The sequence below is a fragment of the Streptomyces sp. NPDC059477 genome (genome assembly GCF_042749375.1).
Classification (GTDB): Bacteria; Actinomycetota; Actinomycetes; order Streptomycetales; family Streptomycetaceae; genus Streptomyces.
This window is the reverse complement of sequence record NZ_JBHYUG010000008.1, coordinates 61,363-76,978: the sequence shown is the minus strand read 5'-3', so window position 1 is coordinate 76,978 and position 15,616 is coordinate 61,363. Positions and strand designations below refer to the sequence as shown.

The following is a 15,616-nucleotide window of genomic DNA, read 5'->3' as shown; positions in this document are numbered from 1 at the left end:
TCCTGTGCGGGGGGCCTCCACTCGGTGGGGGGGGGGGGGGGGGGGGGGTGCCCGGGGGTTTCTCAGGGGGGGGGGGGGGGGCGAGTCGCGCCCCCCCCCACCGGAGACGTCCGTGGCCCTCTGCCCCGGCTCCTGCCCCCCGTGGGGTCCGGTATTCATCAGGCGGCGGGCGGCATCCCGGGTGCCGTCGTCGCGTAGGTGGGTGGGGAAGACGGGAGGCCGTTCGGCGTTCGGGCTGTGGATGCCGGTCCGGAGGAACTACGTCCGCGCCAGCGGTGTCACCGGCCAGGCCACCCGCCGACCGCCACCCGTCGGCCGATGACGGACGACACATACGTACCAGCCCCCACAAGGGGTCGCTCCTGAAGAGCCTGGACGGGGACAGTGCCGAGATGGACCGCTACCGGCTCTGCGAGGTCGCCCGGGCATCTCCTGCCCCACTCCAAGCTGCCACCTGGCGGAGCGAGAGGTGGCCGGCCGTCGGCACTCCTGCGCCCTGTCCGCCGACCGGCCACTGAACTCCCCTGGTTGACAGGTCAGTTGAGGACGACAATGTCCGTACGGATCCGGAGGCCGCTGCCCCACGCGATGTTGATCTTGACGGTGACGAGTCCGGCGGCCGGGACGATGTTCGCCACGGTGATGGGCGCGGCTCCTAAGAACCGCACGTTGTTCCCGTCGATCTCGCTGGCCGCGACGAGGACCGTCGAGTTGGCGTTGATGACATTCCAGGTGATCGGGTAGTTGACCCAGTTGTTGTACGGGCCCCAGTTGACCCAGCCGCGCCACACGTCGACGACATTGCCGCCGGCGACGAGGCCCTCGATCTGCTCGACGGTTTCCACGCTGGATTCCGGTGCGGTGATGATGGACACAATGCACCTCTCTCGACCCGGCCAGGCCCCATACACCAACCGGCTGTTCCGGCGGAGGACCATGGCCCACTACATTCAGTGTCCGACCGGACACATCGTGTAGCAACGCCTCGAAAGGGTGAACTCGACCGCCCCACCCGTACGTCCACCGTCACCCCATCCGCTGGTCCCGGTGCTGGTGCCCCACGATCATGGCGTAGGCGAACCCCTCGCCCTCGCCCGGCGCCCGGGTCCAGGACCGGGTGGTGAAGGTGGGGAGTCTGCCCTGGGTCAGCGCGAAGCGGGGCAGCGAGAGTCCGAGTTCGGTGTGCAGGACGGCCAGCACACGGGCTTCGGCGTCCAGGTCACTGCCTAGCCCGGCGCCCAGGTCATGGTGCTCCGGGCGGAACAGCCTTGCGGGGTCCAGTGCCTCGGGTATCGCGCCGGAGCGCTGAATCTCCGTACCCCGCACGGTGAAGGCGTAGAGTTCCTCGCCCTGTTCGGCCACCGATAGGTGGAACGCAGCCGGGTGGTCACCCGGAGAGATCCTCCCCGGGTCGCGCCACACCAGTACCGCGCGGCCGGACGCGGAGGCGGCCGGAGCGAGGGACAGGAACCTTTTGTTCAAGCGGTGGTGGGAATCGCCTTCGAAGGCGAAGGCCCATCCGCCGGCCGTGCGGCCGGCGGCGACCACGGCCCGGTCCTCCCAGAGTTCCACACCCTCCCGCTCATGGGGCCTGGGTGCCCGCCAGGACGCCTCACGCGGGTTCACGGGCGCGCTCAGTCCGGCGCCCTCCTCGCCTATCAGGGCGGGCAGATCGGCGATGTCGCGCCCCTCGACCCAGACACAGCGGTAGCCGTCGAGCGACCGCCGGTTCGCCGCAGCCTCCGTCAGCCAGGTGAGGCCGGGCGGGTCGAGATCGGGCACCGGTTCCGGAGCGGGCCCCGTCTCCCCGGCCCTCGGTGTCGCCAGGATTTCCCGCCCGCGCTCCGGGGTGACCAGCGGACCCAGGACCGGGTCGGCGAGCAGCCCGATCGGAGCGATGAGCGAGGGCCCCGGCGCTTCCCACAGTGGGAGCGCGCCCCGCAGCACACGCCACGCGGCGTCGGTCGCCCCTCGACAGGCCGACTCCCGGGCCTCGGCGACGGCCCGGCCCCACGGGCCGGGAGGCGCGTAGCGGTGGGTGCCGTCCCGCATCGCGCTCAGCACCGCCTCTACGGTCTCCCGGCCGGCCCCGCGTGCGGTCATCATCCCGAGCCAGTGGTCGTCCCCGCCCAGCCGCCATTCGCCTCGGGCCGGCGTGATGGCCTCCACGGGGAGGATCTCGGGCAGGTAGCGCGGGTCGGCCACCAGCAGGCCGTAGTCCTGGGGGCTGTGCGGCGCCAGCAGATGCCGGAGCTGCTTCAGCAAGTGGGCGCTCCCGGGACGTCCGAAGGACAGCGCCTCCTCAAGCAGCGGTAGCGCCTCCTCGTACCGTCCGCGCAGGGCCAGCAGGCGGGCCTCCGCCACCCGGGCGTCCTGGGTGCGCGTGGTCGCGTTCACGAAGTCGGGTCTCTCCACCCGGGCGGAGTGGAAGCCGCGATACATGGCTTCCATGTACGCGCGGAACGACGGGTAGCGGTCGGGCAGTTCGCCGCTCCAGCCCTTGTAGACGTACAGCGCCCACTCGCCGTTCTGGTCGCTGTCGCCCGGGTCGAGCAGGGCGTACGACATGTCGGAGTCCGTCTCCAGCCGTAGCGCCCGCCGCCACATCCCGGCCAGCAGCACATCCTCCTCGTGCGGGTTGTCGCCCAGGTGTCCCTCGTACATCGGGGTCATGTCGTACGGATCCTGGAACCAGTCGATGTCCGCGGTGCCGCCGAGCCGATAGACCCCGGCCATCTGGTCCACCTGCCACCCGTCGCTCTCGGCCAGGAACTCTCGGTACGAGGGCGGCAGCCGCCGCGCCAGCCGCTCCTCGGCCGCGGAGATCGCCGCCTCGCCCGCCCCGTCCCTGCCCAGAGGGACGACACCCGGCCCGCCGCCCTCGTCCTCGACCTCTTCCTCGTCCTCATCGCCGTTGTCGCGCGGGACCCACTCCCTCTGCCAACGTCCCAAAAACTCGTGCCAGTTGAAGGACTCATCACTCATGTCCCGATGGTGCCATCCGGCACTGACAATGCGGCGGCCGGACGCATCGCCGCCGGGATGTCTGCGGGCACGAAGGTCCGGGGCGGCATGGCATCGGGATGGCGCAGCAGGTCGGCGAGGTGGTCGATGCGGGCGTCCCCGTGTCCGAGCTGGGTGCCCAGTTGATAGAAGTACGGGAGGTGGCAGTCGTCGGCGCGGAGGTTTGTCTCGCCCACCGCAGCCAGAGCGGCGTCCTGATCGATGCCGCCCCCGGTACGGCCCGTACACCGTGCCGGGGGCGGGTCGGCGGGGGCCGACCGGAGGTCGACCGGCGGTCACCGGGAACGAACCGACAACCGCCGGAACCGCAAGGAACCGCAAGGAACCGCAAAGAGCCGTCAGGAACTGAACCGCGAGGAACCGCCGGGGGACCGCCCGGCGGGTTCCCGCTGCCCGACTAGAAGACGCTCAGGCCGTACAGGCCCAGCGGACGGGTGACCGGCTCGTAGAACGTGGTGCCGCCGACCGTGCAGTTGCCGCTGCCGCCGGAGAGCAGGCCGTACGCGGTGTTGCCGCCGAAGAGCGGGCCGCCGCTGTCGCCGGGTTCGGCGCAGGCGTTGGTCTGGTGGGTGTTGTAGACCAGCTGACCGCCGCCGTAGTTGACGGTGGCGTTCAGGCCGGTGACGGTGCCGGTGCGGTAGCCGGTGGTGCTGCCCGAGCGCTCGATGCGCTGGCCGACCGTGGGGGTACCGGCGTTGATGATGTCGCGGTACGTGCCGTTGTAGAGGTACACGCGGCCGTCGGCGGCGGCCGGGTTGGAGTGGGCGATGACCCCGTGGTCGTTGACCGGGAAGACGGTCTGGCCAGGCACCGCCGTGCCGATGCTCCAGGTGGGCCGGCCGATGGTGCAGTGGCCCGCGGTGAGCGCGAAGTACTGGCCGGCCTTGACGACGTTGAAGCCGAGGGAACAGCGGACGCCGGACGAGGTGATGGCCTCGCCGCCGGCGATCAGGCGGGTGAACTTGCCCGGCGTGCGGTTGATCTCCAGTGCCCCGGCCTGGGCGCCGGCTGCCTCCTTGATCTCGTTGATCTCCGCCGCCGAGACGGTGCTGTCGGCGGTGACGACGACCTTGCCCGACGCCTTGTCGGTGTACCAGGCCGTGCCGCCGATGTCGGCGCTGAGCACGGCGTCGCTGGCCTGGGCGAGCTGCGCCACGGTGGGCTGCGGCTCCGCGGGGGCCTGAGCCGCCAGGGCGGTGGGGGCCACGAGTGCGGACACGGCCGCCAGGCTGGCGACGACGGTGGCGGCGCGGGCTCTGCGGGCGACGGAGCCCGAAGACAGGAACGTCTTGACCTTCACATGTCCTCCGATGAGAGATCCTGGGCCCGTTCGATGTCCGGGCCCTCGGTCACGGCAGCGGCAGACCCAAGGACCGTGCGGGTGTCCTGGGGCCGCCGTGTCGACGATTGAAATCCTCAGCGTGACCGGTCCCTGCCAACAAGTTCGGCTTTCGGACGCTCTGACGAGGGGCTTCGGACAGGGGACGCGGTTGGCAGGAAGGGCCCCTTGCCAGGTCCGGCACCGGATGCGGGGGCGCGCGGCGACATGAGGGGCGCTCAGGTTCCACGCGTCGGTGTCCCACCGGTTCCGGTGCGGGCCCAGGGTGGCAGGTGCCCGGGGGAAATGCGCCAACCATGGTGATCCCCGACGATCTCTGGCGACATCAACGTCGGGGAAGGGCGTGGCTGCTCAGCGTCGCGCGGGTGTCGAGCGGAGGGCCGGCTCGCGCGAACCGTTGGGCGGCATGGCCGGTTTGTGAAGATCGCGTGGAGCGTTCCGGTACGTGGCGTGGTGCGGCCGGGGAGGTCAGGCTCGTGGCGCCCTCGCCGTCCGCTCCGGATTCGGGGACGGGCGAGAGCTTGAACCATCTCCCGTGGGTGGCGGCGGGAAATGCCCCCAGTGGCCCATGTGGGACCGCGTCCCTATGGGGCGGATTGCCCTCCTTGCCGCGTCGGCGCCGATGTCCGGTTCGGCGCCTTCGTGAGCGGGGGCGCCACTTCCGTTTTTCTGGAAGCTGTACGTCCGGTTAGTGACGGGGTGTCAGGTTCGGGCGGGCGCCGCGGGGGTCTGCGGTTCCTCGCGTGCGGGTCTGAGCGGGTGGCGTTCCGTGCTCAGTGACTAGCCCTGTAGCCGTCGGGTTCCTTTAGTTGGTGTGCAGAGCCCCGAATCGGTCCGGTTCTCTCTCGTCGATGTGCAGAGCCTGGAACCGGTCCGGTTTCCTCAGCCGGTGTGCAGAACCCGAAAGCGACCGGGCTCCGCCGGATCCCGATCGACGACCTGGACCGGTGGCCAAGTCCATTGCCACACGCCGATCCCCGGTTCGCGGGAGAAGCGGATCTGGCCGCGCGTGCCTTCGACCGCGACGCGCGGCCAGGATTCGGCGACGCTCGCCCGGTCCGTACCGTGGGAGCGCAGCACATCGGCGAGGACGGCGACCGTGTCGTAGCCCTCGTGGGCGACGAAGGAGGGCGCTTCGGCCAGCCGTTCACGGAGGGCCGTTTCGACGCGTGCGCCCAGTGGGCCGAGGCGCTCGGGCAGGTAGCGCAGGAACGGGATCGCGGCGGCCTCGTCGCCCAGCAGGGTCGCCCACTGCGTGAACTCCGGCTGGCCGGCCGGCGCACCGATCAGCGTCCTGGCGACGCGCCGGTCGCGGCGGACGGCCCTGACGATCGAGACGGCCGGCTCCGGGTGGCCGACCAGGAGAAGGAGGGCTGTCGCGTGATGGTCGACCAGGGCGTCGCACAGGGCCGTGGGCGCGAGTGTGCCGGCGTCGAGTTCAATGAGGGTGCCGCCCCGGGGAGCAAGGTGATCCCGCAGGATGCGGGTCCCGGACGCCCAGTAGACGCTCGGATCGGCGGCCACGGCGATACGGCTGTGGCCCGCGCCGACCAGGAAGTCCGCGTAGATCCGCCAGCCGTACGACTGCGCCGGGGCGAGGCGCGCGACCCGTTCCGTCGGCCGGTCGGTGAGTGCGTCGAGCACCGCTGACGAACAGAGGAACGGCAGGCCGAGGGCGTCGGCCCTGGCCGCGGCGGCGCGAGCGACGACGCTGTGATACTCCCCCGCCAGGGCGGCCACCCCCTGGCGGGCCAATTCGTCCACGGCTGCCACGGCCCGCCGCGGATCGGCCGCGGTGTCTCGGACCACCAACTCGATCGGCCGCCCGGCGATCCCACCGGCGTCGTTGACCTCGCGAACGCCCAGCCTGAGTCCCGCGAGCAGGTGTCGGCCCGCCTCGATCCAGCCGGGCCGAGTCAGCGGAACGAGTGCGCCGATCCGCACGGATGGTCCGGCGGTCGGCTCCGCCGAGGGTGGCGGCGGTGAGGTACTCATACGGTGGCGTCTCCCGTGCGGCGATCGTATGACCCGTTCGGCACGCGGCCGTTTGGATCGTGGCGTGGCCGGGCCCGGTGGTACGCGCGCTCCTCGTGTCTCGCCGTAGGGGCGCGCGCACACCGGTACGACCCTCCCCGACATTGCATCCAGCGCCGTACCGACCAGGCAACCGGATATTTCATTCACTGAGCCTCCAGCTCTCCTGCGAGCTTCCGGGTAGACGCCGGGGCCCTCACGTGCGCGCCCTGCTCAGTTGTGTGGTTGCTGACTCTCCACGGACTGTTTCATCCCCCCGCCCCAATCCCGCATGCCGATGTTGGCTGACCGGACAGGGTTCGGGGCGGCGTCGCTGACCATGCTTGGGCGGATGCGTCGACTGGAGGTGTCCGCCGTGACAGAACGCCGTGCCTTGGCGAAAGAAGACCTGGGGCGGGAGGGTGGTGCTCGGCCCGTAACACCCGAAGGGGAGGCCGGGGCCGCGATGGTCGCCGATATCGAGCGGCTGGTGCGTTGTGAGTCACCATCCGACGATCTCGCCGCGGTCGCCCGCAGTGCGGAGGTGGTCGCGCGGGTCGGTGCCGAGCATCTGGGAAGCGAGGCGGAGCAGGTCGTCATCGACGGTCGCACCCATCTTCGGTGGCGCTTCGGGCGTACGTCGCGGGTACTGGTCCTCGGGCATCACGACACGGTGTGGCCGGTCGGGTCGCTGGAGAGTCACCCCTTCGAGGTGCGCGACGGTGTGCTGCGCGGACCGGGGTGTTTCGACATGAAGGCGGGACTGGTGATGGCCTTCCATGCCCTGGGGTGTCTGGCATCCCGCGCGGCCCCGCCCGTGCCCGGCTCGCCCCATTCCCGTCCCCGTCCCCATCCCCATCCCCTGGACGGTGTCACCCTTCTCGTCACCGGTGACGAGGAGCCAGGTTCTCCCACCTCCCGGGGGCTCATCGAGGAGGAGGCACGCCGGTGTGGCGCCGTTCTTGTGCTGGAGGCCGCCGGTCCCGGTGGGGCCCTGAAGACCGAGCGCAAGGGTGTTTCCCGGTATGAGGTGGTGGTGCGGGGGCGGGCCGCGCACTCCGGGCTGGAACCGGAGCGCGGGGTGAACGCGACGATCGAGGCCGCCCATCAGGTCCTCGCCGTGGCCGGGCTGGGCGATCCTGCGAAGGGTACGACCGTCACACCGACCCGCCTGGAGGCGGGGAGCACGATCAACACCGTCCCCGCGTCGGCGCGCTTCGATGTCGATGTCCGGGTACGGGACGCCGCCGAGCAGGACCGCGTCCACGCCGCCATGGGTGGCTTGCGGGCGCGGCTGGCCGGGGCCGTCGTGGAGGTCAGGGGCGGTCCGAACCGGCCGCCCCTGCCGGCGAGCGCGTCGCGGGAACTGTTCGCGCGGGCCGAGCGGCTCGCGACGGGGCTCGGGATCGGCCCGCTCACCTCGGTCGCCGTCGGAGGTGCCTCCGACGGGAACTTCACCGCGGGGGTCGGCACCCCCACCCTCGACGGACTGGGAGCGGTCGGCGGCGGCGCGCACGCCGACGACGAACATGTGCTCGTCGCGGAGCTGCCCCGGCGGACCCGTCTGCTCACCGAGCTGATCGCCGAGCTTCTGGAGTCAGCGGACACCTGTCCGCCCGGACGAACCGGGGACCGGCATCCTGTGTCGTCGGACCAGCAGCGCGACCAAAACGGCTGGAACCATGACCGGCGTGACTGATCTCCTCCACCACCGCACCGACTCCCCGCCCATCGACGCGGCGTACGCCGCGGCCGAGGCCGCCGAGAAGGCCGCGGGCGTCGATATTCGTTCCCTGGACAGTATCGGCGAGCTTGAGGCCGTCCAGCGGCTGTACGAGCGCATCTGGCGTACCGGCGAGAACAGCCCTCCCGTGGCGGCCGACCTGCTGCGCGCGATGGCGAAGGCGGGCAGTTATGTGAGCGGCGCCTTCGACGGGGACGAACTGGTGGGTTCCTGCTTCGGGTTCTTCTCTCCCCCGGCGCGTGAGGCGCTGCACAGTCATATCGCGGGGGTGCTGCCCCATATACGGCAGCGCAACGTCGGCTTCGCCCTGAAGCTGCACCAGCGGGCCTGGGCGATGGCGCGCGGGGTCCATGAGATCTGCTGGACCTACGACCCCTTGGTGCGTCGCAACGCGTACTTCAACATAGCCAAGCTGGGCGCCGAGCCGGCCGAGTATCTGCCGGACTTCTACGGCCCGATCGACGACGACATCAACCGCAGTGACGACTCCGACCGGATCCTGGTGCGGTGGCGGCTTGAGTCACCCGGCGTCGACGCGGCCTGCGCCGGGCGGCCCGCACTGACCGACGCGCAGGCCGCTCTCGCGGCGGGCGTGACCGTGGCGCTCAGCGTCTCGGCCACCGGCGCGCCGGTCACCGGACCGGCCGACGCGCACGCCGGCACCGTACTGGTGGCCGTTCCCGAGGACATCGAGGCGCTGCGGCAGGGAGACCCGGCCTGCGCCGCGCGATGGCGCACGGCGGTACGGGAGGCGCTCGGCGGGCTGCTCGCCGAGGGCGCGCGGGTACGCGGCTTCGACCGGGCGGGGTGGTACGTCGTGGATCGCCCGGACCACTCGTATCACCGGGATCGCCGTGGATCGCTCGGCTAACGGCAGCAGCGACGGCGGCAACGCACGGAACACATCACAGCGAGACACCGCGGGAGACAGTGTGAAGATCACCGGAGTCGAACTCCGTACCATCGGGATGCCGCTCGTGTCCCCCTTCCGTACGTCGTTCGGGACCGAGACCGTACGTGAGGCCCTGCTGGTGCGGGTCGTCACCGACGAGGCCGAGGGGTGGGGCGAGTGCGGCGCGGGCACCGCCCCCCGGTACTCCTCGGAGTACACGCATGCCGCCGCCGATGTCCTGAGCCGCTTCCTGGTCCCGGCCCTCGGCGAAGTGCCCGGCCTCGACGCCCATCGGGTCGCCCCGGCCCTGGCCCCGTTCAAGGGGCACCGCATGGCGAAGGCGGCGCTGGAGACGGCGGTGCTGGACGCGGACCTGCGCGCCCGTGGTGTCCCCTTCGGGCATGCCCTGGGCGCGGTCCGTGAGACCGTGCCGTGCGGGGTGTCGGTGGGCATCACGGAGTCGATACCCGCGCTGCTCGACGCGGTCGCCGGATATCTGGACGCGGGCTACCTGCGGATCAAGCTGAAGATCGAGCCCGGCTGGGACATCGAGCCGGTCCGGGCCGTACGGGAGCGGTTCGGCGACATCATGCTCCAGGTCGACGCGAACACCGCCTACGGCCGTGGGGACGCCCGCCAGCTGGCCCGGCTCGATCCGTTCGACCTCCTCCTGCTGGAGCAGCCCCTCGCGGAGGACGACCTCCTCGGGCACGCGGAACTCGCCTCGAAGATCACCACCCCGATCTGTCTCGACGAGTCGATCGTCTCCGCCCGCGCCGCCGCCGACGCGCTCGCCCTCGGCGCCTGCCAGGTGGTGAACATCAAGCCGGGCCGTGTGGGCGGCTACCTCGAAGCCCGCCGCATCCACGACGTCTGCGCCGCGCACGGCGTCCCGGTGTGGTGCGGCGGCATGCTCGAAACGGGGCTGGGCCGCGCCGCCAACGTGGCGCTCGCCGCACTGCCCGGGTTCCTACTGCCCGGCGACACCTCGGCCTCCGACCGCTACTACCGGACCGACATCACGCCGCCGTTCCAGCTCGTGGACGGACACCTCGCGGTACCGGCCGGGCCGGGGCTCGGCGTCACCCCGATCCCGGAGGTCCTGGACGCGGTCACGACCTCGACGACCTGGGTGCCCCTGACCGGCTCCTGATCTCCTCCGGAGCACCCGCCCCCGATACCGTGGCTGTCCCGCCCGACGAACCGGATGGCATCATTTCGTCATGCGCAACAAACGACGACGCGGGTCCGCCGCGCTAGTTTCGGCCTCGTGCTCATCCCCGTGACCAGCCTCCCGCGAGCGAGCCTCGGGCGTGTCCTTGAGGAACTCGGTACCACCCTGCTCGACGTGGTCTGCGGCGACGTCGAACGCGCCGACGACATCGGCGGCGTCGTCATACACGACCCGCTGGACGAACCGGAGCTGCCTCAGAACGCCCTGGTGCTCGGCGTCGGTCTGCACGACCCCGCCGACCTCGCGCGGGTCGTCACCCAGCTCGGCGGACGCGGCGCCGCCGCGCTGGTGGTGCGCGCGCCCGTCGCCCCCGACGCGGGGCTCCTCGCCGCCTCCCGCGCGTCGGGCGTGGCGGTCCTCTCGTTCGCCCGGGGCGCGTCCTGGACGCACCTGGCGGGGATGCTGCGGACCCTGACGGCCGATGGCGGCCGGTACGACACGGACTCCCCCGCCGCCGGGCGGACCGGGTCGGGTGATCTCTTCGCCGTCGCCAACGCCATCGCCGCGCTGCTGGACGCCCCCGTCACCATCGAGGACCGCAACTCGCGCCTGCTGGCCTTCTCCAGCCGCCAGGAGGACGTGGACCCGTCACGGGTGCAGACGATCCTGGGCCGGCAGGTGCCCGAGCACTACACCCGCATCCTGGAGGAGCGCGGGGTGTTCCAGGCGATCTACCGCAGCGACCGGCCCGTCTTCGTGGCCTCGCTGCCCGAGTCGGGCGACGCCTTGCAGCCGCGCGAACTGCCCCGCGCGGTGATCGCGGTGCGCGCCGGGGACGAGATCCTCGGCACGATCTGGGTGGTCGTCCCCGAGCCGCTGAGCGCGGAGCGCAGCGAGGCCCTCTACGAGGCGTCCAAGCTCGTGGCGATGCACATGGTGTGGCAGCGGGCCGACGCCGACATGGAACGGCGGCTGCGGGCGGAGCTGCTGGCCAGCGCCCTCGAAAGCGGACCCGGGTCGAGCGAAGCGGTCCGCCGTCTCGGTCTGAAGGACGAGCCGTCGGTCGTCCTCGCGCTCACCGTCGTGGACGCGGCGACCGAACCCCGGCTGCCCGCCCGGCTGGCCACCGAACGGAAGCGGCTCACCGACGCGTTCGCCATGCACCTGTCCGCCGTGCACCCGCGTGCCACCGCGGCGCTGATCGGCGACGTCGCGTACGGCATCCTGCCCCTGCTCCCGCAGAACCGGCAGAACGCGGAGGACGCGGGGGAACGCGCGGCCCGGATCGCCACCGAGTTCCTGGCCCGCGTCGGCTCGCGGCTGCGCCCGCTGATCGGGGTGGGGCAGCCGGCCGCGGACTGTTCGGCGCTGGCCCGGTCGCGTGCCGGGGCCGAGCGGGCGTTGCGCGTACTGCGCTCCGGGGCCGCCGGGCAGCAGGTGGCCCGCGTGGACGACGTCCACATCGAGGCGCTGCTGCTGGAACTCGCCGACCTCGTCCCGCGCGGGGACATCCCCAGCGGCGCCGTCGCACGGGTCGTCGCCTACGACGAGACGCACCAGGCCAATCTGGTCGAGACCTTGCGCAGTTGGCTCGACGCCTTCGGCGATGTCGCCGTGGCGTCCGCCGCGATGTTCGTGCACCCCAACACGTTCCGCTACCGGCTGCGGCGCGCGGCCGAGGTCGGCCGTATCGACCTCAACGACCCGAACGCGCGCCTGTCGGCCATGCTTCAGCTACGCCTGATGTCCCTCGGATCCGCCCCGGACACGTGAAGCCCTCGCCCTGGACGCCGGAGCACTACGCGGGGACGCTTGGGCCGACCGCCCCGGACACCTGACCCCTCCGCCCGGGACGCTGGAGCCGGCCGCCCCGGACACCTGACCCCTCCGCCCCAGACACCCCAGCCCTCCGCCCGGACGCCTGACCCGGCCACCCCCGCACACCCCAGCCCTGCACCCAGACCCCTGACCCAGCCGCCCCGCACACCCAAGTCATCCGCCCCCGCCAAAGACCCCCTCGCCCCCCAGCCCGAGTGTGCTGAGCAGAAAGGCCAGCCATTCGGCGTCCTGGGCGACCGCGACCTCGTGCGAAGTCGCCGCGCCGTGACCCGCGTTGTCGAAGACGTGCAGCAGGATCGGGTCCGGGCCCTGCTGCGCGGCCTGCATCCGGGCGGCGAACTTGCGCGCGTGCCACGGCGCGCACCGCGGGTCGGTGGCCCCGGCCTGGACGTAGACCGCGGGGAAAACACCGGGCCTGACCAACTGGTACGGCGACAGCCCGAGGAGCCGCCGCACCTGCGCCGGATCGTCCGGGTCGGCCCACGCCTTGCGGATGACGAAGTCCAGGTACGGATCGCGGGTCCCGCCGATGAGGTCGAGCAGCGGCGCTCGTGGCAGCACGGCACGCCACAGTTCGGGCCGCTGGGTGACGGCGACCCCGCACATGAGACCGCCGTCGGACCCACCGGTCAGCGCGAGGCGGTCCGGGCCGGTGAGCCCCGTGGCCACAAGGTGCTCGGCGACCGCGACGAGATCGGTGTCCCGTACGTGCTTGCGTTCCCGGTGCGCGGCCAGATACCAGTCCCGGCCGAACTCGCCGCCCCCACGCAGATACGCCTGGACGAGCACGCCACCGGCCGCGACGAACGCGGCCAGGTCGGGCTGGTACTGCGGCAGCAGGGGGACGTTCGCCGCGCCGTACGCGGAGATCAGCGTCGGCGCGGGCCGCGCCGGGTCACTGCCGACGGGTCGTACGACGTGGTACGGGACCGTCACACCGTCGGGTGCGAGGGCGTGGCCGACCGTCACCTCGGCGTCGAGGGTGACCTCCGGGGCCGCCAGTGTCTCGATGCCCGGCTCCCCCGGCCGGTGGCGGTGAACGCCCCAGGAACTGGTCAGGGTGGAGAAGGCGAAGACGAAGTCGTCCGGCGGCGTACCGACCGCCAGGGCGGTGAGGGCGAAGAACGGGGCGGCGAGTGCGCCCCGGCCGGGCAGCGGGACTTCCCCGGTGATGGCGCCCGTACGGTCGAGGATGCGGACCCTGGCGAAGGTCTGGTCGAACTCGCTGAGGTAGAGGTGTTCCCCGACCGGGGTGAGGGACCTCAGCACCGTCTCCCCCTCCGGCACCAACTCCCGCCATCCCGCAGGGTCGTTGGGGTCGGCCGCGTCGAGCGGGAGGGCGACCACCCGGCCCCGGGGAGCGGCGACATCGGTCACCGCGATGTAGTGGTCGCCGACGATGTGACCGGCGATCGTCCCGGCGCACTCGGTGACGAAGGGGCGCCAGCCCGTGCCGGGCCGGGTCAGATCGCGCACCGCGACCGGGACGGGGCTGCCCACCCGGTGGCTCGCGACGGCCCACCGGCCGTCCGGTGAGACCTGGACGAGCGTGTACTCCCGTGAGCCCTCGCCGACCGGGATCGGTTCCACCTCGGTGGCGCCCGTCCCGCTCCCGCCCGGGGACGGTACGGCGAGCCGGTGGTGGAACACCGTCTGCCGGAACTCCCGTGGTGAGCCGGTGAGCGCGAGGAAGTAGAAGCCGCTGCTGTCGGGCAGCCATGACACCCCGCCCGCCCACGCACTGTGCAGGACCTGTTCCGGCGCATCGTCGAGCACCCGCCCCGAGTCCACCTCGATGAGCCGGATGGTGTTGTGCTCGCTGCCGTCGGTACAGACGCCCAGGGCGAGGACGCGGCCGTCCGGCGCCGGCACCAGCCAGGACAGGACCGCCGGATGCGACTCACTGCCGAACGCGGTCAGGTCGGCCACCGGCCGTCCCGCCCCGAAGGGCCGGTCGGCGACCACCACCGTGGGCGCCGCCCCGCCCGGCGGGGTCACGGCACGGAACCAGCGTCCGGCCGCGTACTTCGGCAGCGCCGGACGCGACCCGCGGTCGTAGGTCTCGATCAGTTTCCGGACGGCCGCCGGGTCCTGCCCGTCGTAGCTGACGGCGGTGGCGATCTCGGCCTGCCGCCGCTGCCACCGCCGTACCTCTTCGGTCTCCGGCTCCAGCCACCGGTACGGGTCCGGCACCCGGACGCCCGCTACGTCCTCGAAGACGTCGACGGTACGCGCGGGCGGATACGGCGGAGGGTTGACGTTCACGGTGACTCCGGCTTGTCGGGGGCGTCTGGGTGGAGCCTCGCGGCCTCCGCGAACTCCGCGCGGAGCCGTTCGAACGCCCCGGGGATCCTGGTGACCCGGCGGACGTGGAGCAGCGCGTCGTAGGTGGCGGGGAAGTCGTCCACGGGGTCGAGTCCGCCGCCGACGAGCGTGCCCTGGACCCCGTCGAAGAAGCCGTCCGGCGCGCGGCGCGGGTCGACCAGGGTCAGTGGCGGGCCGAGGCGGTCCAGCCGTGACTCGACGGACTCCGGCATCAGGGTCCGGGTGCCCAGGGTGACCTCGCAGTCGAACGGGCGTGGGGAGCGCTGGGTGAAACGGACCTCGGGGCCGGACCCGTAGGTCATGGCGATGGCGACCAGGTCGGTGCCGAGTGCGGAGTCGAGCCGGCTGCCGAGCGTCGGCCGGCCGTTCAGCGGTGTGCGGCGGATGTGTGCGTTGTGGGCGCTCACCACGACGCGTCGCTCCCGCCGGAGGATCCATTCCACGCTCCGCGCCATGAACACGTCCCGGGGGTACGGGCCCGCCGAGGGCTCCGCATCGGCCCCACGATCCTCACGATCCTCGGTCTCGGTCTCGGTCTCGGTCTCCGCGACGAAGGCCCGGAGGGAGGCCGCGCACCAGAGCGCGACCTCCGCTTCCGCACTGTCCTGGCCCCTCTCGTGGTGGAACCGGAGCGCGCGCTCCTCCAGGTCGCGGAGCCCGGCGAGCAGCCGGGTGCGGTCGGCGGCGGGCATGGTCGCGTAACGGACCGCCGCCTGGGAACGGCCGCCCAGGTCGCTCAGCCGTAGCAGTTCCTCGTCACCCGGGTGGGTCGGCAGCCGGTCGAGGCAGGCACGGACCGCCGGTCCGGGTGAGGTGGACGATCCGGGCAGGTCCATCCCGTAGAAGGCGACCTTCGCCGCATCTCCGGAGTTGCGGTGGCGCATCCAGCGCAGTTGCCGCCACATCGGCTCGCACTCGCCGAACCGGTAGGTGATGCCGTCCCGGGCGACCGTCTCGACCTGCCCCGGTCCGCCCTGGACCCATGCGTCGACCGCGAGCCCGTCGGCGAAACCGGACTCCAGCACCAGGCCCGTGAATCCGAAGTCCTGGACCAGGAGCCGGAAGACCCGGTCCCTGAGCCCGTAGAACTCGGTGATGTTGTGCGCGCCCTCGCCGAGGGCCACCACCCGTGCGTCGCCGATCAGCTCACGCACCGCCTCGGCGTCCACCGGGCCGGCGGTCCGGCCCAGGGGGCGGGCGAACGCCCCCGTGGTCGGGCCGACGGTCATGCCCCCGGTCGTCTCGCTCGTCGTGTCCATGGTTGTG

The 15,616-nt window shown here is 72.1% G+C and carries 11 protein-coding genes; 4 read left to right on the top strand and 7 right to left on the bottom strand.

Translation table 11 applies throughout. The features are described 5' to 3' along the window. Nucleotides 1–536: 536 nt before the first annotated feature. From ACFXAZ_RS06410 to ACFXAZ_RS06390, 5 genes are all read right to left on the bottom strand, one after another. A complete protein-coding gene (locus tag ACFXAZ_RS06410; RefSeq protein WP_382679733.1) occupies nt 537–875 on the bottom strand; it encodes a hypothetical protein in 339 nt (112 codons plus the stop codon). 151 nt (nt 876–1,026) lie between these two features. Continuing rightward, nucleotides 1,027–2,985 (bottom strand): SMI1/KNR4 family protein, encoded by a 1,959-nt coding sequence (locus ACFXAZ_RS06405; protein ID WP_384585897.1) that lies wholly within the window; start codon nt 2,983–2,985, stop codon nt 1,027–1,029. Beyond that, complete coding sequence (locus ACFXAZ_RS06400; RefSeq protein WP_384585895.1) at nt 2,982–3,200, bottom strand: hypothetical protein; 219 nt, start codon at nt 3,198–3,200, stop codon at nt 2,982–2,984. The genes ACFXAZ_RS06405 and ACFXAZ_RS06400 overlap by 4 nt, the downstream gene beginning before the upstream one ends. Before the next feature lie 221 nt (nt 3,201–3,421). Beyond that, entirely contained in the window at nt 3,422–4,324 is a 903-nt protein-coding gene (locus tag ACFXAZ_RS06395) for a S1 family peptidase (protein WP_384585893.1), read from the bottom strand. Between the two features lie 921 nt (nt 4,325–5,245). Next, nucleotides 5,246–6,358, bottom strand: coding sequence for an ABC transporter substrate-binding protein (locus ACFXAZ_RS06390; protein WP_384585891.1), 1,113 nt, complete (start codon nt 6,356–6,358; stop codon nt 5,246–5,248). Nucleotides 6,359–6,842: 484 nt separating this feature from the next. Here ACFXAZ_RS06390 and ACFXAZ_RS06385 point away from each other — a divergent pair, with 484 nt between their 5' ends. From ACFXAZ_RS06385 to ACFXAZ_RS06370, 4 genes are all read left to right on the top strand, one after another. Then, complete coding sequence (locus tag ACFXAZ_RS06385) at nt 6,843–8,075, top strand: M20 family metallopeptidase (protein ID WP_384585889.1); 1,233 nt, start codon at nt 6,843–6,845, stop codon at nt 8,073–8,075. After that, a complete protein-coding gene (locus tag ACFXAZ_RS06380; protein ID WP_384585887.1) occupies nt 8,068–8,991 on the top strand; it encodes a GNAT family N-acetyltransferase in 924 nt (307 codons plus the stop codon). The genes ACFXAZ_RS06385 and ACFXAZ_RS06380 overlap by 8 nt, the downstream gene beginning before the upstream one ends. Before the next feature lie 61 nt (nt 8,992–9,052). Beyond that, complete coding sequence (gene menC / locus ACFXAZ_RS06375; protein ID WP_384585885.1) at nt 9,053–10,165, top strand: o-succinylbenzoate synthase; 1,113 nt, start codon at nt 9,053–9,055, stop codon at nt 10,163–10,165. Nucleotides 10,166–10,282: 117 nt separating this feature from the next. Next, nucleotides 10,283–11,959, top strand: coding sequence for a PucR family transcriptional regulator (locus tag ACFXAZ_RS06370; protein ID WP_384585883.1), 1,677 nt, complete (start codon nt 10,283–10,285; stop codon nt 11,957–11,959). A gap of 219 nt (nt 11,960–12,178) precedes the next feature. On the opposite strand, the gene ACFXAZ_RS06365 is transcribed toward ACFXAZ_RS06370, so the two are convergent. Both ACFXAZ_RS06365 and ACFXAZ_RS06360 read right to left on the bottom strand, forming a co-directional pair. After that, the gene (locus ACFXAZ_RS06365) at nt 12,179–14,290 is read right to left on the bottom strand and encodes a prolyl oligopeptidase family serine peptidase (protein WP_384585881.1); all 2,112 of its coding nucleotides are present in this window, start codon (nt 14,288–14,290) and stop codon (nt 12,179–12,181) included. Then, nucleotides 14,287–15,609: an erythromycin esterase family protein gene (locus ACFXAZ_RS06360; protein WP_384585879.1), complete on the bottom strand. Its 1,323-nt coding sequence runs from the start codon at nt 15,607–15,609 to the stop codon at nt 14,287–14,289. The genes ACFXAZ_RS06365 and ACFXAZ_RS06360 overlap by 4 nt, the downstream gene beginning before the upstream one ends. Between the last annotated feature and the right edge of the window lie 7 nt (nt 15,610–15,616).

What these genes read in the sequence shown, in the direction of transcription:
- ACFXAZ_RS06385 (WP_384585889.1), top strand. Translation starts at nt 6,843, where the DNA reads ATGGTCGCCGATATCGAGCGGCTGGTGCGTTGTGAGTCACCATCCGAC.
- ACFXAZ_RS06360 (WP_384585879.1), bottom strand. Translation starts at nt 15,609, where the DNA reads ATGGACACGACGAGCGAGACGACCGGGGGCATGACCGTCGGCCCGACC.
- ACFXAZ_RS06390 (WP_384585891.1), bottom strand. Translation starts at nt 6,358, where the DNA reads ATGAGTACCTCACCGCCGCCACCCTCGGCGGAGCCGACCGCCGGACCA.
- ACFXAZ_RS06405 (WP_384585897.1), bottom strand. Translation starts at nt 2,985, where the DNA reads ATGAGTGATGAGTCCTTCAACTGGCACGAGTTTTTGGGACGTTGGCAG.